The sequence below is a fragment of the Caballeronia sp. AZ7_KS35 genome (assembly GCF_023631045.1).
In the GTDB taxonomy this organism is placed as follows: Bacteria; Pseudomonadota; Gammaproteobacteria; order Burkholderiales; family Burkholderiaceae; genus Caballeronia; species Caballeronia zhejiangensis.
Window position 1 is genome coordinate 91,767 of sequence record NZ_JALQDV010000010.1, and the last position, 18,917, is coordinate 110,683.

The window sequence follows — 18,917 nt, forward strand, 5'->3', positions numbered from 1 at the left end:
GTTTTTTTCCCCGGAACGCAATCGGCCCTTTACCGCCCTTCAGTCTCCTCCTCGCGTTAGCCCCGTCTTCTTCTTGTGAACGGTTGCAAGAAAGTCTTCTGCCTTCGAACGCTCAACTGCGCCCGTAGGTGTCGTCGAAACGCACGATGTCGTCTTCGCCGAGATAGCTCCCCGACTGCACTTCAATGATTTCGAGCGGCACCTTGCCCGGGTTCTCCAGACGATGCCGCACGCCGAGCGGAATGAACGTCGATTCGTTCTCGGAGAGCAGAAACTGCTCTTCGCCGCGCGTGACGAGCGCCGTGCCGCACACGACGATCCAGTGTTCCGCGCGATGGTGATGCATCTGCAGCGACAGCTTCGAGCCCGGCGACACCACGATGCGCTTGACCTGGAAGCGCTCCCCGTGCTCGATCGAATCGTAGAAACCCCACGGGCGGCGCACCTTGCGATGCGTATCCGCTTCGGGCGCGTGCTGCTCGCGGATGCGCGCAACCAGCCCCTTGATGTCCTGCACGCGCGAACGGTCCGCGACGAGCACGGCGTCGTCCGTCTCGACGACGATCACGTTGGTCGTGCCGACACACGCGACGAGCCGTCCGCCTTCGGAGCGCGCATAGCTCGATGTCGCGCCTTCGAACACGACGCGGCCGCTTGCGACGTTGCCCGATTCGTCCTTGTCCATCGCGTCCCACACGGCGTCCCACGAACCGAGATCCGACCAGCCCGCGACGAGCGGCACGACCACGCCGTCGCACGGCTTCGTCGGCGTGCCGATGTGCTCCATCACCGCATAGTCGATCGAGTCGGACGGCGCGCGCCCGAACTGCGCCGCCTGCGGGCGGAAGAACTTGCCGTCGGCCTCGCCCTCCTGCGCGGCGGCCGAGCACGCCGCGTGCATGTCGGCATTGAGCTTTTGCAGCGCCGCGAGCCACACGCTCGCGCGCACGACGAAGATGCCGCTGTTCCACCAGTACGTGCCCGCCGCGACGTATTGCGCCGCGAGTTCCGCCGCCGGCTTTTCGACGAAGCGGTCGATCTCGTGCGCGCCGTCATCGAGCGCCGCGCCCAGACGGATGTAGCCGAAGCCGGTGTCGGGGCGCGTCGGCGGAATGCCGAGCGTCGCGATCACGCCGCGCTCCGCATGTTCCGCCGCGATCGCGATCGCGCGATGCAGCGCCGGAATATCGGCGATGGAGTGATCCGCCGGCATCGCGACCATGATCGCGTCCTCGCCGTCCTTCACCGCGGCAAGTGCCGCGAGCGTGAGCGCGGGCGCGGTGTCGCGGCGCGCCGGCTCGACGATGATGCGTGCATCGACGCCGGCTTCGCGCGTCTGTTCTTCCGTCGTGAACCGATGCTCTTCGCCGCACACGATGATCGGCTCGCCATCGACCTTGAAGTTGCCGGCAAAGCCTTTGAGCCGCGACACCGTCGCCTGGAGCAGCGAGTCACGTCCGACGACGCCGATCAGCTGCTTCGGGAATTGTTCACGCGACATCGGCCACAGGCGCGTGCCAGAGCCGCCGGCGAGGATCACAGGGACGAGGCGGCGGCACGGCCCGGCCGCCTTGGCCGGGCCCGCCTCCACACCTGCTGCTCCCTGCTTCACCCCGCCTTCCGTGCGTGCTTCATTCGTCATAAAGAACTCCTGCCTGCCTGTTCGTCCGAACGGCGAACCGTTCGGGAAATGATTAAGTGCCGGACCGATCGGGTCCGGCCAAAGGTCCGACGTTTTACGCCATAGTCGGGCTCAGAGCGGCCCACGTCACATAAGCGCGCGGGTCAGCCGTTCGCCTCGCGTCTGCTCTGCATTCGGTACTCCGTCGGCGAGATCAGAAGGCGCTTGCGGAAAATCTTCGCGAGCCTGTCGCCGTTGCCCATGCCGCTTCTGCGCGCGATCTTGTCGACCGGCAGTTCCGAATCCGTCAGAAGCGCACAGGTCACGGCGAGGCGCGCCTGCAGCAAATAATCGGATGGCGTGATGCCCATCTCGATCTTGAAGCGGCGCAAGAAGTTGCGCTCGCTCATCGCGGCCACCTGCGCCGCATCGACGACCGAAATCGGCCGTTCGCAGTTGTCCTGCAGCCAGCGCGCCGCCGCGCGGATCTTGTCGCCCGCCGACGCCACGCCGCTGTCGCCGAGGATCGACACGAGCTTCGCGGCCGAACCGGGCATCAGACGTTCGGCGACGCTGCGCGACACGTCGATGCCGAGATCGCGCTTCACGATCAGAAGCGCGCCCTTCATCGACTCGTAGCGGTCGCCGGCGTCGCCCTGCTGCTCGTCGCGCACGAGTTGCATCGCGTTGCCGTAGCGCGCCTGCGCGTCCTGCGCCTGACCGATGCCCGCGGCGTCGAGCACCTTGCGGCCCTCGGAAATCGCGCGCACGACCGTGGTCTTGGTCTGCACGCGACGCAGCCATTCGATGATGCGATCGTCCTTCGCCGCTTCTTCCGCGCCACGGCCGCCGGCGACGAAAAGCGCGTCGAAGCCGCCGTAGTGGCGCGCATCGAGACCGTCCGTCCAGACGCGCACCGACGACGAGCACGCCACGTTGCCGCCTTCGACCGACAGGAACCGCACGTCGTACGTGCAATCCGGCCGCGACTTCGCCGACGACAGCTCGTTCGCCATGTGGAAGACCTCCGCGACGATTCCCGCGCCGAGCAGCGAAAAGCCGTCGAACAGCAGGATCGCGACCTGGCGCACCTCGGTCTGCGAGGCGTTCGACGCGGGAGGCGTCCAACCCATGACTGCGGGTTCAAGAGTGGCGTAAGGCATGGTCATCCTCTGCAGCTTGTTTCCTGGAAGGCGCGGAAGAGTTGTTCGGTCATTGCGGCGCATCAATGGACTCCCCGAACTTCGCCGGGTTGCCGTGACCGATTGGAACGAAGTGTTGGCGGAATCGATCCGCTGGCTTGAATAATAAGCAGACAATGTTTTTTGTGCTCTGGATTTTCGCGCTTAAACCACAGAATCTGTTCCGCTATGAGGGTGAGCGCACATTGAAATCCTTCCCCAAATTCCGGAAAGCCTGCATTCAATGCATGGAAAACAAATACGGATTTGTCATACAAGGGTTGATTTGGCGGTTTAGCTCAATCTGATTCCCGTGCCGCCAGATCGGACACAGCGTTGCTCACTAAGCTCCACAGGACGGCCCTGCGCGGTCCGCCGGACGCGATGGCCGCCAAGTCCGATCATTCGAATTGATTCATTTATGAAACATCGATCTGTGTGAAAGCGGACGTTCGTACAGCTGCAATCGGAAAATTTTGGTTTCGCCGTTACATTTAGGAACGATATGTAATGCGCATTTCAGACGCCGATTAAAATCCGCGAACGGCTTCGGCATTAATAGTCAATGATTTTCTAATAACGCAGTCGAGGCCCCCAACATGATTTTTGATTAATCCGTTTTATTTTTATTCAAAGGCATAATGCGGTATTTTCATATGAACTTAGATGCTGCATTGCAGCGGACGCGAGATCGCGTCGGACCTGCATGCACGCGGGACTCGGGCGCTGTCACCGTCCGCCATCGGCTAGTATTTTTGCGGCGGCGCACGCCTTGACACTATTTGTCGAATCGCCCAATTCTTGTTTTGCAATGATCGGCTGAATGCGGCTCGAATCGCGCGTACGTTCGCAATCGTCTTCGCGCAAATTCTCGTACAGCGCGCGGACACGCAAATCGGTCAGGTTTGCCGCCCGCGCTGACAATGTGCTGACCGTTGCTCGTCAGCCTTGCTTGTTTCAGTCGTGAAATTCCCCCGCGCGTGCGCGCACGCACGGTCATGCTGCGTCGCAGCGGGCATCGTTTGCGCGACGCACGACTCACCGAAGCCAACCCGGAGCAACGATGCTGAGCAACGCTGATTTCCTGACGGTCGTGCGGCTCGCGCCGCTCGTGGCGATCGATCTGATCGTCACCGATGGCAACCGGCGCATCCTCGTGGGGCATCGGCGCAACCGGCCCGCGCAGGGCACATGGTTCGTGCCGGGCGGCCGCATCAGAAAAGACGAATCGCTCGATGCCGCCTACAGGCGCATCGTCAGCAACGAGTTGGGCGTCGCGAGCGCGCAGCGTTCGGCCGCACGCTTCTTCGGCGTCTACGAGCATCTCTACGACGACAACTTTGCGGGCGCCGATGGCATTGGCACGCATTACATCGTGCTCGCCTACGCGCTGACGCTCTCGAGCAAGGTTCCGATCGGCCGCTTCGATCAGCACAGCGACTATCGATGGCTTATGCCCGACGAACTGCTCGCGCGCGACGACGTGCACGAAAACACCAAGGCCTACTTCCGCTGATCCGCGCGAAAAGGCGCGTACCGAGATCATCTGCCAACACTTCGTCAATTTCGGACTCGGCGCGCGGCGGCTGCCGGGCGCCGCGTATAGTGCGCCCATGTAAGCTCACTTTCCCGCTACTTACGTTCCTGCATCGATCGAACCCCGGCCGGGCACGACGCCTGCCGCGGTTCGCACAGGGAGAAGTCGATGGTGTACGCCAATGGTACGGGCCGGCTTCAGGTCGTGCGCGCGGTCGCGCCCGACGTGCCGTCCGCCGATATGACCAGCGCGGCGAAGCGAATCGGCATTCTGATCTTCGAGGACTTTTCGCTCGTCGAAGTCAGCTCGATCTCCGAGGTCTTCTCGGTCGCGAATCAGGTGCATCTGCCCGCCGACGCCAACGCACGCGCGCAGGCGCCGAATTATTCGCTGATGTTTCTGTCGAGCGATGGCGGCAGCGTGGCGAGCAGTTGCTCGATGCGGATCTGGACCGAGAGTCTCGAAACGCGCTGGATGAACGAATGCGACGCGCTGTTCATCGCGGGCGGCGTGGGCGCGCGTCATGCGCGTAACGATGCCGCGCTGCGCAAGCGCCTCGCGCGCGTGGCGCCGAAGATCCCATTTATCAAGGCGATCGGCGAAGGCGCGCAGATTCTCGCCGCGGCCAATCTCGACGTGCAGAACCGCACGCTCGATTTCGCCGGCGAGCCGCAAGGCCGCGCGCTTGCGCCGGCGTTATCGAATCCGCTTTTCATCGCGGAACAAACGCTCACGCTCGACGATCCCAAAGGGCCGATCGCGGCGGCGCTGTCGATCATCAAGCGCGATCACGGCGCGGCGCTCGCGCGTGAAGTATCGGAGCGCTCCATTCCGGGCGCGTGGCAGAAGCTCGCCACCGTGCTCGACGATACCGAAGCCGGCAGCGTGCGCCAGAAGATCGACGCCGCCGCGCGCTGGATCCGCGAAAACTACGTGCGGCCGATCTCGATCACCGATGCGGCGCGCGTCGCCGCGATGAGCGAGCGCAATTTCCTGCGCCGCTTCAAGGCGCAGATCGGGCTGACGCCGTCGGAATATCTGTTGCGCGCGCGGCTCGATGCGAGTTGCATGTTGCTGGCCGCGACCGATCTGCCGGTCGACAAGATCGCGCGGCGCTGCGGCGCGGGCAGCGGCGACGGCCTCGCGAAAATCTTCCGCAAGCGGCTCTCGATCTCGCCGACCGAATACCGGATGGCAGGCCGCCGAAAACAGGGCGACGGTTCGTAAACGTCCGGAGCCGGCCTAGAACAAATACGCATGGAATCAAAGGTACTCTGGACGCTTTCGAATCTCGGCGACGCGGCCTTTCTGCTGCCGCTCGCGCTCGTCTGCGCGCTGTGGCTGCGCACGGTCGACGTGCGCCTCGCGGTGCGCTGGGCCGTGCTGCTCGCGATCGGCATGGGGCTCGTCGGTCTGTCGAAGATTCTCTATGCCGGCTGCGGCGTCGAGATCGCCGCGATCCAGTTGCGCATGATCAGCGGACACACGATGCTCGCCGCGTCGATCTACACCGTCGCGGGCGGCTTGCTGTTCGGCGCATTCGGCGGAAGCTGGCATCGGCTGGGCGCGGCGGGCGGACTCGCGCTCGCGGCGGCCATCGGCGCGAGCCGCATCATGCAGGACGCGCACACGCCCGCCGAAGTCGTCGCGGGCTGGGTGCTCGGCGCGGTCATCGCCGCCCTCTTCCTCATGCGCGTCTTCGAAACGCCGCGCAAGATGCCGCGCGCACTCGTCGCGGGTTGCGCGCTGCTGGCGGTTTCGTCGATCGCCTACGGCCATCACGCGCCGTTCCAGCGGATGATCGAGCACTATTCGTGGCGGCTCTGTCAGGGACTCGGGCTCTGAGCTTCGCGTCAGTTCACTCGCAGCGCATGGGCTGACGAACTTCAGTATGATCGCAGGCTCTTTTCTCTCGCGCGCCCATAGAGGCGCGCGATCACGTTTCCGGGATCGAGCATGGACCGCTTCCTTGCAATGAAAGTCTTCGCGCGAGTCGTCGAGGCGGGCAGTTTCTCCAAGGCAGCCGATGCCCTGCGCCTGCCGCCCGCGAGCGTCTCGCGCACGCTTCAGGCGCTCGAAGCGCATCTCGGTGCGCGCCTCATCAATCGCACGACGCGCAGCATCAGCATCACCGAAGACGGCGAAGCCTATTACGAGCGCTGCGTGCGCGTGCTCGGCGAAGTGGACGACATGGAAGCGTCGCTGTCGCATTCCAAGCTGAGTCCCAAGGGCAATGTGAAAGTCAGCCTGCCGCAAGTGATGGCGAAGAACACGATCATTCCCGCGCTGCCGGAGTTCTTCGCCGCGTATCCCGATATCGGCGTCGAGCTGGTGCTGACGGACCGGCAAGTCGATCTCGTCGAGGAAGCGGTCGATTGTGTCGTGCGCGTGGGCGCGGTCGGCGATGTCGGGCTGGTCGCGAAACGCATCGGCGCGTATACGCAGATCACCTGCGCGTCGCCGGGATACATCGAAAAGCACGGCGAGCCGACGTCGCTCGATGACCTCGAGCAGCATCTCGCCGTCGGCTATGTGCTGAACAACTCGGGACGCGTGCGCAATTGGGAATTCGTCGTCGATGGCGAAACCCGCACCATCGCGATGAAGCACAAGATCGCCGTGAACGACGGCGATTCGTATATCGCGGCGGGCGCCAACGGGCTCGGGCTGATTCAAAGCTCGAGCTATACGCTCGACCCGCTCGTCAGAAGCGGCGCGTTGAAGGAAGTGCTACGGGAATATCCGTCGTATCCGCGCGTGGTGTCGGTGCTGTATGCGGCCAACCGGCATCAGCCGAGGCGCGTGCGCGTGTTCATCGACTGGGTTGCGGAGTTGTATGCGCGCCTGCCGTCGTTTCAGGTGAGCAAGGGAAACTGAACGCGGGCGTCGTTTGCGGCGATGCATCCGCGAACGGCATCGCGCGCCAGTCGTAATCGCGATAAGCGCGCTCGAGCGCGCGCAGATCGGCGGGCCGCGCGCTCGCGTGCACGCCCTCTAGATGCGGCAAGCTGAATTCCACCTTGACGCAGTTCGCATAATCGCGCGCGCGCATGTTGGCGGGGATCGTCGTGAAGAACGCGGTCGTCGGCACGTCGAATCCCGCGCCGGCGTGTAGCGCCGCCGTATCCGCCGTGACGAGATAGCGCGCGCGCCCGATCCACGCGAGGAAATCGTCCGTGTCGATGCAAAACGGCGCGATATCGCGATAACGCGGATCGTCGACGGGCCCGAAACCCATCACCGGCAGGCCGGTTTCATCCGCGAGACGCGCGACGATACGCGCGCGCATCGACGCCGGAATGCTGCGCACCGGCGTGCTCGCGTTCGGGCAAAACAGCGCGTATGGCTCGTTTGCGATCGGCTTGAGCGGCACATCGGCGAGCCAGCGATTGCGCTTGTCGGCGGCGGCGATGGTCGAAGGCGCGACGCCCATCGCCCAAAGGAAGAAGTCGATCATCGGCATCGAGGCGAAGCGCGGCCAGAAAAGCTGATTGCCGACGTCGATCTTCGGTTCATCGGCAGGCAGGCTCGCGAGCGGCACAGGCAGACCGACGATATCGGCGAGACGCGGCGCGGCAAGCTCGTAAAGACGCTGCACGTAGCGCGGCGCGCGCGCCGGCCGATAGATCGTGAACCGAAGATGCGGATAAAGGCGCTTGACGGCGGAGAGCGCCGTAAGCCCGATGATCGAATCGCCGAGCGTGACGCCGAACGCGTTGACGAGATGCACGCGGCGCTCGCGCGCATAGTCGGCGTCGAAGGGTTCGCGGCCCGCGTTCAGGATGGTGGCGGGCAGCGCGGAGAACGCGGATGCATCGGCGTGCGCGACTTCGAGATCGTAAGGCGCGACGATCTCGCCGCTTAGCGATAACAGCGATCCCGCGTGGGTCAGCGCATGGACTTCGTCGAGCGTCGTCATGCGTGACCCCGTTGCGGTCAGCCGGCCGCGCCGCGTTCGTTCGCCGCCTTCGCGACGGGCACGCTTTGCAGCACGGGCATCGTCGCCGTCTGATACTCGGGCACCCAGCGGCGCAGATCGCGGCGCACTTCTTCGTCGGAGAGCACGCGATGCTGCATCAGCCAGGGCAGCAATTCGTCGATGAAATCGTCCGGCACGCCGCGCGCCTGCGCGATGCGCAGCTTCGGATGCGGCGTGCGCGTGGTGGTTTCGTCGTCGGCGAGCAGTTCTTCGTAGAGCTTTTCGCCCGGACGCAGCCCAGTAAACGTGATGCGGATCTGCTCTTCCGTGAAGCCATAGAGACGGATGAGGTCGCGCGCGAGATCGACGATTCTCACGGGCTGGCCCATGTCGAGAATGAAGATCTCGCCGCCGCGCCCCATGCTCGACGCCTGCAGCACGAGTTGCGCGGCTTCCGGAATCGTCATGAAGAAGCGCGTGATTTCCGGATGCGTGACCGTGACCGGACCGCCCTTCGCAATCTGCTGCTGAAATTTCGGAATCACGCTGCCCGCGCTGCCGAGCACGTTGCCGAAGCGCACCGTCTCGAACTGCGTGCGCGGCGCGGATTGCTGCAGCGCCTGACAGGCCATCTCGGCGAGACGCTTGGAGGCGCCCATCACGTTGGTCGGGTTGACGGCCTTGTCGGTGGAGATCAGCACGAAATGGCGCACGTTGTGGCGAATCGCCGCGCGCGCGACGCGCAGCGTGCCGAGCACGTTGTTGCGCACGGCCTGCCACGCGTTCTGCTCTTCCATCAGCGGGACGTGCTTGTAGGCCGCCGCATGGAAAACGATGTGCGGCGTGAAGCGCGCCATCGTCTGATCGAGCAGCAGCGAATCCTTCGCGTCGCCGACGACGGGAATCACCGAGCACTCCGGAAACTTCTCGTGCAGTTCCTCGATGAGGCGATACATCGCATATTCGGAGAGGTCGTAGGCGATGAGTTGCGCGGGCGAGAAACGCAGAATCTGACGGCACAGTTCCGAGCCGATGGAGCCGCCGCCGCCCGTCACCATCACGACGCGCCCGTGGAGCAGTTGCTCGACGTGCGGCATGTCGATCTTCACCGGCTCGCGGCCGAGCAAGTCTTCGAGGTCGATCTGCCGCACGCGCGACAGGAAGTTGCCGCCTTCGGTGAGCGGCGTGAGCGCGGGCAGCACCATCACCTTTACGCCGGCGCGCACGCACAACGTGGCGACGCGCCGCTGCTCCTCGACCGACGCCGAAGGAATCGCGATGATCACGTAGTCGGTCTTGTACTGCTCCGCGAATCGGGAGAGGTCGCTGAACCCGCCGAGGACCTTGTGGCCGAGCACTTCGCGGCCCTGCTTGGCGGGATCGTCGTCGAGCAGGCCGACGAGACGCCATTCGCTGGAGCGCGCAAGCTCGCGGGCGAGCATCGCGCCCGCCGTGCCCGCGCCGAGCACGATCACGGGCTTGCCCTGGCCGACCAGACCGCCGTACAGATAGAACTCCTTGCCCGCGCGATAAAGCGCGCGCGCGCCGCCCATCGCGAGAAACAGCAGAAGCGGCGAGACGATGAGCACCGAGCGCGGGATGATCGGCGTCGGCTGCGACATCACCGCGCCCACCATCACGACGAGCGCGCCCACGACGATCGATTTGGAGATACGCATCAGGTCCGGCAGGCTCGCGAACACCCACATGCCGCGATACAGCCCGAAGACGCGAAAGACGATGGCGTAGACCGGCACGACCCACAAGAGCGCGTGCAGCGCGCCATCGCGGAAATCATGCGGCACGCTGCCGTTGAAGCGCAGCAGGTAAGCGACGACCCAGGCTCCGACGACGGCCACGAGATCGAAGCCGAACGCCCCCGCCGATAGCCATGTAGCTTTTATTCGATTCATCAGCATGGACCCTCAAGATTGTCGGGTAAGGCGCGTTTCATGACGACGCCACTGCGCGTCGACGACCGCGCCCGCTGCCACAACCACGACTGCCCAGCCCGCAACCGCCGCCCACTGCCCCGTGACGGAAAACCACAGCGCCCAGTTCGCGAGGATCATGCCCGCCAGCATGAGCAGATACCACGTGAGCGCGGTACGCGCGTGCCCCATTCCGAGGCGCACCATGCGCTGATAGTAATGCTCCCGATGCGCCTGCCAAAATTTTTCACCGCGCGCGAGGCGTCGCAGCAACGTGACCGTGGCATCCGCGATGAAAGGCGAAAACACGAGCGCCGGAAACCAGACGGGCCACGCGCCCCGTTGCCAGCCCCAGAACCCGAGCGCGCCTGCGAGAAATCCCAACGGAATAGACCCGGCATCGCCGAGAAAAATCCGAGCCGGATGGAAATTGAGGGTCAGGAAACCGGCCGCCGCTCCGGCGATCGCCGCGCTCGCCAGGCCGAGATCGGCTTGCGGCGCGGGTCCGGCGAGCGCCGCGAGCGCGTAGCCGCCGAATCCGAACAGCGCCATGCCGCCGGCGAGCCCGTCGGAGCCGTCCATGAAGTTGTAGAGATTGACGAGCCACAGCATCAGAAAGCCGACGAATGCGAGCGCCCACCACGGCGCGTTCGCCGGATGCGCGACGATCACGAGCGTCACCGCGACGATATGCGCCGCGAAGCGCACGCGCGCGGGCAAGCCGCGTCGGTCGTCGATCTGCGAGACGGCTGCGAGGAAGACCGCGCAGGCCGCGACGAGCCACATCGACGGGGCCGCGACGAGAAGCGCGACGACGGCGACCGGCACGATGCCCCAGCCGCCGACGCGCGGCGTGGGCCGTTCGTGCAGCGAACGCTCGTTGGGGATATCGGTGGCGAGGCGCCACGCGAGGCCCGTGCGGATGAGCGTCCGCAGAATCAGCGCGCAGGCGGCGAACGCCAATACCGCGACCGACATCGCGGCCAACGGCGGCGAAGCTTGGAAATACGAATGCAGCATGCGTTGTTATGAGTTGTCGAAAACGAAGCCCCGATCGTCCCGGCGACTTTTATTCCGGGCAAACCCGCAAGGATACGCGAACGGTCGCCGGAATGAGTCGTAAATAACTGACGGATAACGAAAATCGCGCCGATATCGAAGCCGCGCATATTTTAACGTCCGCGACGGACGTTTCCGGTCGCGAGAACCGTTTATTGCGCGCGCGTCGAGCGAAACCACGCGGCCGTGGCGGCGAGGCCTTCGTCGAGCGATTGCGGCGCTTGCCAGCCGAGCGTCTCGCGGATGCGGCTCGAATCGAGGCGCAGGCTGCCGGTCAGCCGATCGATCTGCGCGGTCTTGCCCGTCAGACGCCCGACGCCGCGCAAGAGTCCCACCGGCACCGGCACGAGCCGCGCCGGTTTGCCGAGATGTTGGCCGAGCTTGCGCGCGAGTTCGGCGACGCTCGGGTCGTCGCCGTTCGTGACATGGAACAGGCGGCCCGCCGCGGCCGGATGGAGCGCGCATTCGATCGTCGCGCTCGCGAGATTGTCGACGGAGACGAGGCTGCGGCGCGCATCGATCGCGCCGAGCGGCAACGGGATGCCGCGCGCGATCGCGTTCATCATCGCCAGGAAATTGGCGCGCACGCCGGGGCCGTAGACGAGCGGCGGCCGCACGATGGCGATTTCCAGCCCGGTGCGGCTGCCGAATTCGAGCAGTTTCACTTCGGCTTCGGCTTTCGACACGCCGTAGGCATCGGGCGGATTGCGCGCGTCGTCTTCGGTGAACGGGCGGCCCGGATCGCTTTCGCCGAGCGCCTTGACGCTGCTCATCATGACAAAGCGCGTGACACCCGCTCGCCGCGCGGATTCGGCGGCGGCGAGCGTGCCGTCGACGTTGACCGCCCGATACGCCTTCAACACGGCCTGCGATTGGGCGGCGGCGTCGGCCATTACGTGGACGCGCGCCGCAAGATGGATCACTGCGTCGCAACCGGCAAAGGCTTCGGGCGCGATCGAATCGAGGCCGTCGATATGGCGCACGTCGACGCCCGGTTCGCACTGCGCGTCGCGCCGCACGAGCCCTGTCGCGCCGATCCCGCGCGCCGCGAGCGCACGGCTCACCGCGCGGCCGACGAAGCCGTTGGCGCCGGTTATCGCGATGCGTCGGCCGGATTCGCTCATAGCCATTTCCAGCCGAAACGGTTGAAGAACCGGTACGCCGACGTGACGAACAGCTTGATGTGCACCGAGCCTTTCTTCGCCGCGCCGCCGCCGTGATGCAGGATTCGCACCGACGGCACATAGGCGATGCGCGCGACGCGGCGCGTGCGCAGGCTCAGGTCGTAGTCCTCGAAATAGAGGAAATAGCGCGGATCGAAGCCGCCGAGCGACTTGAGCACATCGGTTCTGAAGAGCATGAAGCAGCCGCTCACGATCGGCGGATCCCACACGATATTGCTGTCGCCGATGACATCGCGCATTTCGTAGCGCGCGAGGCGCCCCGCGAACGGCTTGCGCAGCGCCGACGGCAGAAAGCCGCGCACGAAAAGGTCGAGCACGGTCGGATAGCGGCGGCAAAGAAACTGCTGACGGCCATCGTCGCCGCCGATCCACGGCGCGAGCAGACCGGTTTCCGGCGAGCCGTGCAGAAAGGCGAGCGCACGGCGCAGGCCATCGGCATTGAGTTCGACGTCGGGATTGAGAATCAGATGGAAGCGGCTGTTCGCGCGCTCGATGGCGAGATTGTGGCCGCGTCCATAACCGACATTGCCGTGCCCTTTGAGCACCACGGTGTCGAATTCGGCATCCGAGGGCGCCGGCAGGTCGGCGAACTCGCCCGGATTGCCGTTGTCGATCAGATACAGGCACGGGCGCCCGGCGACATCGTGCAGTTGGGCGAGCGCGGATTCCAGCGTTTCGACGGTGCGCGCGAGCAACGCGGCATCGGGCCGGTAGACGACGATGGAAATGCTGAGAGTGATCGGCGGGGCGTTCGCGTTCATCGGACAAATGGGGCGTCCGCGCCACGAAAGGAAAACGGACCGCATCGACGGGTGGAAGACGCCAAGATTGTCCTTAATGTCGGAGGTTTCGGCAACCGCGGGCGGCGGGGCGTCGCGTCAGGCGAACGTGCGAAACACGTAGCGCTTGTCGAGGCGGTACTTGATCACATAACCGATCGCGAGACCGATGCAGCCGCCGACGTAGCGCATTTCGGCCGTTCCGAAGACGTGATTGAAGCCGAATTCGACGCCCCAGAAAATCGCTGTGGTGACGAGGCCCATCGTGACGTAGAGCGTGAACATGGTCGCGTCGTGACGCGCATTCTCCGCCTTGAAGCGGAAGATCCATTTCTTGTCGAGCAGATATTTCACGACGAGACCGACGCCCGTGCCGACGAACACCGACAGCAAAACATGCCAGGGGCCGCTATAGATGCGCGTAGTCAGATCCTGCGCGCCGATGTTGGCAAGCGTCGCGATGGCGGCGAAAAAGGTGTAGAGCAGCGCGAGTTGCATGTGTTCAGAACATGGTTCGGTGGTTCGGCGTTTTTCCGGCGCTACGTCACACGTTGCTTGGCGGAAAAATCGACACCATATACGATGTGCCTGGAAAACTCGACAAAGCCGGTGCCGAAGCCGTCGCTGAGAAGACGGCCAGGGCCGGTTCCGCCCGGTCGTGGGCTTAAGCAATCATCTCAACGTGAATTGAATGAGCAAGCCCATCGTCGTCGATCTCGATGGCACGTTGATTCACTCCGACATTCTCGTCGAGAGCGGATTCGCCTTCCTGAGATCCTCACCGCAGAAATTCTTCAAGCCGCTGCTGTGGCTTTCCAGCGGCGGCAAGTCCGTGCTCAAGTCGCGGCTCGCCGAGCACGTGAGCATCGATGTCGCGACGCTGCCCTACAACACGCAGGTCGTGAACTGGCTGAAGGACATGCGCGCCGGGGGCCGCACGATCGCGCTCGCCACCGCGAGCCATGAATCGTTCGCGCATCGCATCGCGGAGCATCTCGGCATCTTCGATCGCGTGTTCGCCACCGACGAGCGCGTCAACCTTTCCGCGCATCGCAAGCGCGACCGGCTCGTCGCCGAGTACGGCGAGAAGGGCTTCGATTACGTCGGCAATTCGCACGATGACATGTCCGTCTGGGCCGCCGCCGATCGCGCGTACGTGGTCAATCCGCACGCGGGCGTCGTGCGCGCCGCATCGAAGCACGACAACGTCGAACAGGTCTTCGAGAATCGCCCGCCGACGCTCAAGGTCTGGGCCAAGTCGCTGCGGCTGCATCAGTGGCTGAAAAACGTGCTGATCTTCGTGCCGCTGCTCGCGGGGCATCAGCTGAAGTCGCCGGCGGCCATCGAGTCCGCCGTGATTGCGTTCTTCGCGTTCGGGCTGTGTGCATCGAGCGTGTATCTGCTGAACGATCTGCTCGACTTGCAGGACGACCGGCAGCATCCGGTGAAGCGCAAGCGCCCGCTCGCCGCCGGCACGATGCCGCTCGCCTGGGGCATGGCGCTCTGCCCTGTCCTGCTCGCCGCCGCGTTCTCGATCGCGCTCACGTTCTTGTCGTGGAAATTCAACGCGGTCCTGCTCGGCTACTACGTGCTGACGCTCGCGTACTCGCTCGCGCTCAAGCGTCAGGTGATGATCGACGTCGTCGTGCTTGCCGCGCTGTACACCACGCGCATCGTCGCGGGCGCCGCGGCGATCCATGTCCCGCTCACTTTCTGGCTGCTAGCTTTCTCGATGTTCGCGTTCCTGAGCCTCGCGCTCGTCAAGCGCTACACCGAGCTTCACGCGATGATGAAGTCCGGGCGCGAAGGCGCGCGCGGGCGAGGTTATCTGGCGAGCGATCTGGCCATCGTGTCGTCGCTGGGAACGTCGTCGGGTTACATCTCGGTGCTCGTGCTCGCGCTCTATATCCAGGACGAACGCACCACCGTGCTTTACCGGCATCCGCAATACATCTGGATGGTATGTCCGCTGATGCTCTACTGGTTCAGCCGGACATGGGTCATCACGCATCGCGGACGCATGAACGACGATCCCATCGTGTTCGCGGCGCGCGATCGCATGAGCCTCGTCGTCGTCGCGCTGTGCGGCTTCGCGTTCTGGCTCGCGATCTGACCGATGAGCGAACTGCTCTCCTGGGGCCGCTACCCGCGCCTGCCGCAGACCGCGCACGCCGCGCACTGGCGCGACGAAGCGCAGGCGCGATGGCGCGACGTGCAGCGCGAACATGGCACGACGCTCGCGTTCGGCAATGGCCGAAGCTACGGCGACGTCTGCCTCGCGAGTTCGAATCACGTCTTTCAGACGCTCGCGCTCGACCGGATCATCGCCGCCGACTGGACGCGCGGCATCGTGCGCGCCGAGCCCGGCATCACGTTCGAGCAGATTCTCGCGCTCGCGGTGCCGCGCGGCTGGATGCTGCCGGTCACGCCGGGCACGAAGTACGTGACGCTGGGCGGCGCGATCGCCAACGACGTGCACGGCAAGAACCATCACGTGCGCGGCACGTTCGGGCGGCATGTGCGCGCGTTCGGCCTCGCGCGCAGCGACGGCACGTTCATCGAATGCTCGCCGGAATCGAACACGGAGATGTTCAATGCGACGATCGGCGGGCTCGGGCTGACGGGACTCATCCTGTGGGCCGAGTTCTCGCTGATGCCGATCCGCACGAGTCTCATCGACGTGACGAGCATCCGCTTCGGCAAGCTCGACGAGTTCTTCGATCTCTCGGAAGAGTACGACGCGAAGCACGAGTATTGCGTCGCGTGGGTCGATTGCGCGAGCCGCGGACCGGCGCTCGGGCGCGGCATCTTCATGGCGGGCGATCACGCGATCCACGGCTCGCTCGATGTCGAACAGCGCAACACGCGCCGCGTGCCGTTCACGCCGCCCGTTTCGCTCATCAACGGCCTCACGCTGCGCGCGTTCAACGAGCTGTACTACCGGAAGCAGCGACGCGCGATCGAGCTTTCGCGCGTCGGTTACGACGGCTATTTCTATCCGCTCGACAGTCTGCTCGAATGGAACCGCATCTACGGGCCGCAGGGGTTTCAGCAGTATCAGTGCGTCGTGCCGGCAGCGAGCGCGCGCGATGCGGTGCGCGCGATGCTCGATCGCATTTCATCGAGCGGCACGGGTTCGTTTCTCGCGGTGCTCAAGCGCTGCGGGAACATTCCGTCGCCGGGGCTGCTGTCGTTTCCGATGGAAGGCACCTCGCTCGCGCTCGACTTTCCGCAGCATGAATTGCGTAATTCGCAGCTCTTCGACGGGCTCGACGCGATCGTGCGCGATGCCGGCGGACGCATCTACCCGGCCAAGGACGCGCACATGTCGGGCGCCGATTTCCGCGCCGCTTATCCCCGATGGCAGGCGCTCGAATCGCTTCGCGATCCGGCCATGCTGTCGCATTTCTGGAAACGAATGACCGGCCTATGAAGAACATCGTCATCGTGGGCGCCACGTCCGCTATCGCCATCGCCTGCGCGCGAGAATGGGCCGCGAAAGGCGCGCGCTTCTTTCTCGTCGCGCGCAATCAGGAACGCATGGAGCAGGTCGCCGCCGATTTGACGGCGCGGGGGGCGGCTTCGGTTGCCACGTATCGGCTCGATATCGACAAGCTCGACGATCACGCCGCGATGCTCGCTGACTGCGCCGCGCACATGGATTCGATCGATATCGTGCTGATTGCGTCGGGCACGCTGCCGGACCAGGCGGCTTGCCAGAGCGATCCCGCCGTCGCGGTGCGCGAGTTTCATACCAATGCGCTTTCGCTGATTGCGCTCATCACGCCGATCGCCAATCGGCTTGAGGCGCAGCGGCACGGGACGCTCGCGGTGATCTCGTCGGTGGCGGGCGATCGCGGACGTCCGTCGAATTATCTTTATGGCAGCGCGAAGGCCGCGTTGCAGGCGTTTCTCGAAGGCTTGCGCGCGCGGTTGTTCAAGGTCGGCGTGCATGTCGTCGATATCAAACCCGGCTTCGTCGCCACGCCGATGACTGCGGGGCTGCCGTTGCCCGGCCCGCTCGTCGCCACGCCGGAGAAGGTCGCGAAGGACATCGTGCGCGGAATCGACAGGAAGAAGGACGTGCTTTATACGCCGTGGTTCTGGTGGGGGATTATGCTGATCATCCGGAACGTGCCGCGGTTCGTGTTTAAGCGCGCGTCGCTTTAAGTAGGCGCAGTTTCAGCGCGATAGTTGACACTCCGCAGACCCCCAAGCCACCAAGAGCGCCGATATATGTTGCCGAAGATGTGGTTGGAGTCAAACCCCACTTGCGGAGTCACGGCACTGCCGACTCCCATCATCAGATACGCCGTGACAGAGTGGCGCCGTAATGTGTACTTTGTGACTTACAGTCGACGATCTATTTTGTTGTCTCGTATGAATTTCAGGCCGCCATGGCCGTTGTTGAACAGCACTGGGGAAGAGAATCGCTAGGGAGCGTCGACGCGTGTCTCGAGGCCCCGCGCTGGGACGTTCGCGACGGTGGGGAGCGCGAGAACAGGTGCAAAGGCAACTCGCATGTATTTTAAGTGCGAAGTTCAGCAACCATTTTCAAGAACTCTCGGCGCCTTAAACTCGAACGCTCCAGTTTTAAACGCTCGAACGCGAATCAGTGATCCGAATAAAATATGGGCCCGCACACAAGAAGGTAAAAACTTGCAAGGTCTTTTCGTCGTGGCGTTCTTGATTTTGATTATATTCGAGAAGCCATGGCACACCACTTTTCCCATGTGCGCCTCTACCTAATCTTCGTCGCTCGCGTTCAATCTATGCGATTTTTTTTGAGCCACGAATCGCATTGTTGACGCGGGCTTTGTCTAAAGTTGCTCACCCCAACGCCAACTCCAACCCCAACCCCAACCCCAACCCCAACCCCAACTCTAGGAATTAGCCGCACATCGACTCTCCCTAACTTCATAGGTATCCGAGTTCGAAGTAAGCTCGTAGCGCCGCGACCAAAAAAGCCAGAAATAAAGGTGCAAGCCCTATACAAAGCTAAAGTGGTTGCACGAGCATGCAACAAAATACATTTAACGCTAGTGCATAAGTAGCAATCGGATTGAAACACTATTTAAGGACTGAGTCGTCGGAAGATACGATGTTTTTTCGCAAACCGAGGAAAATTGAGTGACGCTAGACAGTCGGCTCATTTGCGTTGCAAAGATTGTTCGATACAACGGAAGATTGAGGACGTCTACGAGCGGTCATCCTAACCGACGTTGTTGACAAGTCTGCTGATCGTTCCGTTACCGTTCATCGAATTAGCTTAGCTTCAATCGATGCGCCCTTGCAGTCCCATCGGGACTGCCGTTCATTTCTGCGCATGCGTTCAACAGCAAACCAACTTCCTTTCAGAGCCACGGGCATATATGAATCCGCGCTCCGCCAGGTTCATTCGTATCCGAGTTTTACGAGCGTGGAGTGATTGCGAACGGTCGGGAGACAGACGCCAGTGAGACTTCACTCACGATTGCAGTCTCCAAGAATATTGGGATTCGCTTGCTATTTGTCCCGTCTAAGCAAAGCGCGGCCTTAATCGTCCCATATTCGGCAGAACGTATTTTGAGCACGCGCCGCGATACCAATATTTCAACAGCGAATTGACCGCACGCCCAGGCATCACTCAGTCGATCGGCCCGGCCAAAAAGAGCCGCTTCTTATGCAAGATTCTCCTTCGGACGGCTGCGGAACCACGACCCCGTG

The 18,917-nt window shown here is 63.5% G+C and carries 15 protein-coding genes; 7 read left to right on the plus strand and 8 right to left on the minus strand.

Annotation, left to right across the window (positions count from 1 at the left end; translation table 11 throughout):
* Positions 1 to 112: 112 nt before the first annotated feature.
* Together NCT05_RS12455 and NCT05_RS12460 are read right to left on the minus strand one after the other, a co-directional pair.
* Positions 113 to 1,642 carry a mannose-1-phosphate guanylyltransferase/mannose-6-phosphate isomerase gene (locus NCT05_RS12455; protein WP_239295211.1) on the minus strand — a complete coding sequence of 510 codons (1,530 nt, stop codon included), beginning with the start codon at positions 1,640 to 1,642 and terminating at the stop codon, positions 113 to 115.
* Between the two features lie 143 nt (positions 1,643 to 1,785).
* Positions 1,786 to 2,784 (minus strand): GlxA family transcriptional regulator, encoded by a 999-nt coding sequence (locus tag NCT05_RS12460; RefSeq protein WP_033537200.1) that lies wholly within the window; start codon positions 2,782 to 2,784, stop codon positions 1,786 to 1,788.
* A gap of 1,081 nt (positions 2,785 to 3,865) precedes the next feature.
* Here NCT05_RS12460 and NCT05_RS12465 point away from each other — a divergent pair.
* The 4 genes from NCT05_RS12465 to NCT05_RS12480 all read left to right on the plus strand — a co-directional run bounded on the left by NCT05_RS12465 (position 3,866) and on the right by NCT05_RS12480 (position 7,216).
* Positions 3,866 to 4,318, plus strand: a complete 453-nt coding sequence (locus NCT05_RS12465) for a GDP-mannose mannosyl hydrolase (RefSeq protein ID WP_034472787.1) — start codon at positions 3,866 to 3,868, stop codon at positions 4,316 to 4,318.
* Positions 4,319 to 4,507: 189 nt separating this feature from the next.
* A complete protein-coding gene (locus tag NCT05_RS12470; RefSeq protein WP_034472789.1) occupies positions 4,508 to 5,566 on the plus strand; it encodes a GlxA family transcriptional regulator in 1,059 nt (352 codons plus the stop codon).
* Between the two features lie 30 nt (positions 5,567 to 5,596).
* The gene (locus NCT05_RS12475; RefSeq protein ID WP_250435025.1) at positions 5,597 to 6,184 is read left to right on the plus strand and encodes a phosphatase PAP2 family protein; all 588 of its coding nucleotides are present in this window, start codon (positions 5,597 to 5,599) and stop codon (positions 6,182 to 6,184) included.
* Between the two features lie 111 nt (positions 6,185 to 6,295).
* Positions 6,296 to 7,216 carry a LysR family transcriptional regulator gene (locus NCT05_RS12480; protein ID WP_033537194.1) on the plus strand — a complete coding sequence of 307 codons (921 nt, stop codon included), beginning with the start codon at positions 6,296 to 6,298 and terminating at the stop codon, positions 7,214 to 7,216.
* Here the strand turns inward: NCT05_RS12480 and NCT05_RS12485 are convergent.
* From NCT05_RS12485 to NCT05_RS12510, 6 genes are all read right to left on the minus strand, one after another.
* Complete coding sequence (locus tag NCT05_RS12485; RefSeq protein WP_250502352.1) at positions 7,152 to 8,258, minus strand: glycosyltransferase family protein; 1,107 nt, start codon at positions 8,256 to 8,258, stop codon at positions 7,152 to 7,154. The two genes, NCT05_RS12480 and NCT05_RS12485, sit on opposite strands and share 65 nt — an antisense overlap.
* Positions 8,259 to 8,275: 17 nt before the next feature.
* Complete coding sequence (locus NCT05_RS12490) at positions 8,276 to 10,171, minus strand: polysaccharide biosynthesis protein (RefSeq protein WP_175980403.1); 1,896 nt, start codon at positions 10,169 to 10,171, stop codon at positions 8,276 to 8,278.
* A 12-nt stretch (positions 10,172 to 10,183) separates the two neighbouring features.
* Positions 10,184 to 11,209, minus strand: coding sequence for an MraY family glycosyltransferase (locus tag NCT05_RS12495; RefSeq protein ID WP_250502353.1), 1,026 nt, complete (start codon positions 11,207 to 11,209; stop codon positions 10,184 to 10,186).
* A 191-nt stretch (positions 11,210 to 11,400) separates the two neighbouring features.
* Positions 11,401 to 12,372 (minus strand): UDP-glucose 4-epimerase family protein, encoded by a 972-nt coding sequence (locus NCT05_RS12500; protein WP_250502354.1) that lies wholly within the window; start codon positions 12,370 to 12,372, stop codon positions 11,401 to 11,403.
* Complete coding sequence (locus NCT05_RS12505) at positions 12,369 to 13,193, minus strand: glycosyltransferase family 2 protein (protein ID WP_250502355.1); 825 nt, start codon at positions 13,191 to 13,193, stop codon at positions 12,369 to 12,371. The genes NCT05_RS12500 and NCT05_RS12505 overlap by 4 nt, the downstream gene beginning before the upstream one ends.
* 117 nt (positions 13,194 to 13,310) lie before the next feature.
* Positions 13,311 to 13,709 (minus strand): GtrA family protein, encoded by a 399-nt coding sequence (locus tag NCT05_RS12510; protein WP_034474346.1) that lies wholly within the window; start codon positions 13,707 to 13,709, stop codon positions 13,311 to 13,313.
* Between the two features lie 193 nt (positions 13,710 to 13,902).
* On the opposite strand from NCT05_RS12510, the gene NCT05_RS12515 reads away from it, so the two are divergent.
* From NCT05_RS12515 to NCT05_RS12525, 3 genes are read left to right on the plus strand one after another with little or no spacing between them, the layout of a single operon-like run.
* The gene (locus NCT05_RS12515) at positions 13,903 to 15,324 is read left to right on the plus strand and encodes a UbiA family prenyltransferase (RefSeq protein WP_239295218.1); all 1,422 of its coding nucleotides are present in this window, start codon (positions 13,903 to 13,905) and stop codon (positions 15,322 to 15,324) included.
* Positions 15,325 to 15,327: 3 nt separating this feature from the next.
* Positions 15,328 to 16,644, plus strand: a complete 1,317-nt coding sequence (locus NCT05_RS12520; protein ID WP_250502356.1) for an FAD-binding oxidoreductase — start codon at positions 15,328 to 15,330, stop codon at positions 16,642 to 16,644.
* A complete protein-coding gene (locus tag NCT05_RS12525; RefSeq protein ID WP_250502357.1) occupies positions 16,641 to 17,381 on the plus strand; it encodes an SDR family oxidoreductase in 741 nt (246 codons plus the stop codon). Before NCT05_RS12520 ends, NCT05_RS12525 begins: the two co-directional genes overlap by 4 nt.
* Positions 17,382 to 18,917: the final 1,536 nt, after the last annotated feature.

Excerpts from the sequence above, each read along its gene's own strand:
- NCT05_RS12460 (WP_033537200.1), bottom strand. The coding sequence starts at position 2,784 with ATGCCTTACGCCACTCTTGAACCCGCAGTCATGGGTTGGACGCCTCCC.
- NCT05_RS12465 (WP_034472787.1), top strand. The coding sequence starts at position 3,866 with ATGCTGAGCAACGCTGATTTCCTGACGGTCGTGCGGCTCGCGCCGCTC.
- NCT05_RS12520 (WP_250502356.1), top strand. The coding sequence starts at position 15,328 with ATGAGCGAACTGCTCTCCTGGGGCCGCTACCCGCGCCTGCCGCAGACC.
- NCT05_RS12485 (WP_250502352.1), bottom strand. The coding sequence starts at position 8,258 with ATGACGACGCTCGACGAAGTCCATGCGCTGACCCACGCGGGATCGCTG.
- NCT05_RS12480 (WP_033537194.1), top strand. The coding sequence starts at position 6,296 with ATGGACCGCTTCCTTGCAATGAAAGTCTTCGCGCGAGTCGTCGAGGCG.
- NCT05_RS12525 (WP_250502357.1), top strand. The coding sequence starts at position 16,641 with ATGAAGAACATCGTCATCGTGGGCGCCACGTCCGCTATCGCCATCGCC.
- NCT05_RS12475 (WP_250435025.1), top strand. The coding sequence starts at position 5,597 with ATGGAATCAAAGGTACTCTGGACGCTTTCGAATCTCGGCGACGCGGCC.
- NCT05_RS12510 (WP_034474346.1), bottom strand. The coding sequence starts at position 13,709 with ATGCAACTCGCGCTGCTCTACACCTTTTTCGCCGCCATCGCGACGCTT.
- NCT05_RS12505 (WP_250502355.1), bottom strand. The coding sequence starts at position 13,193 with ATGAACGCGAACGCCCCGCCGATCACTCTCAGCATTTCCATCGTCGTC.
- NCT05_RS12500 (WP_250502354.1), bottom strand. The coding sequence starts at position 12,372 with ATGAGCGAATCCGGCCGACGCATCGCGATAACCGGCGCCAACGGCTTC.
- NCT05_RS12455 (WP_239295211.1), bottom strand. The coding sequence starts at position 1,642 with ATGACGAATGAAGCACGCACGGAAGGCGGGGTGAAGCAGGGAGCAGCA.
- NCT05_RS12490 (WP_175980403.1), bottom strand. The coding sequence starts at position 10,171 with ATGAATCGAATAAAAGCTACATGGCTATCGGCGGGGGCGTTCGGCTTC.
- NCT05_RS12515 (WP_239295218.1), top strand. The coding sequence starts at position 13,903 with ATGAGCAAGCCCATCGTCGTCGATCTCGATGGCACGTTGATTCACTCC.
- NCT05_RS12470 (WP_034472789.1), top strand. The coding sequence starts at position 4,508 with ATGGTGTACGCCAATGGTACGGGCCGGCTTCAGGTCGTGCGCGCGGTC.
- NCT05_RS12495 (WP_250502353.1), bottom strand. The coding sequence starts at position 11,209 with ATGCTGCATTCGTATTTCCAAGCTTCGCCGCCGTTGGCCGCGATGTCG.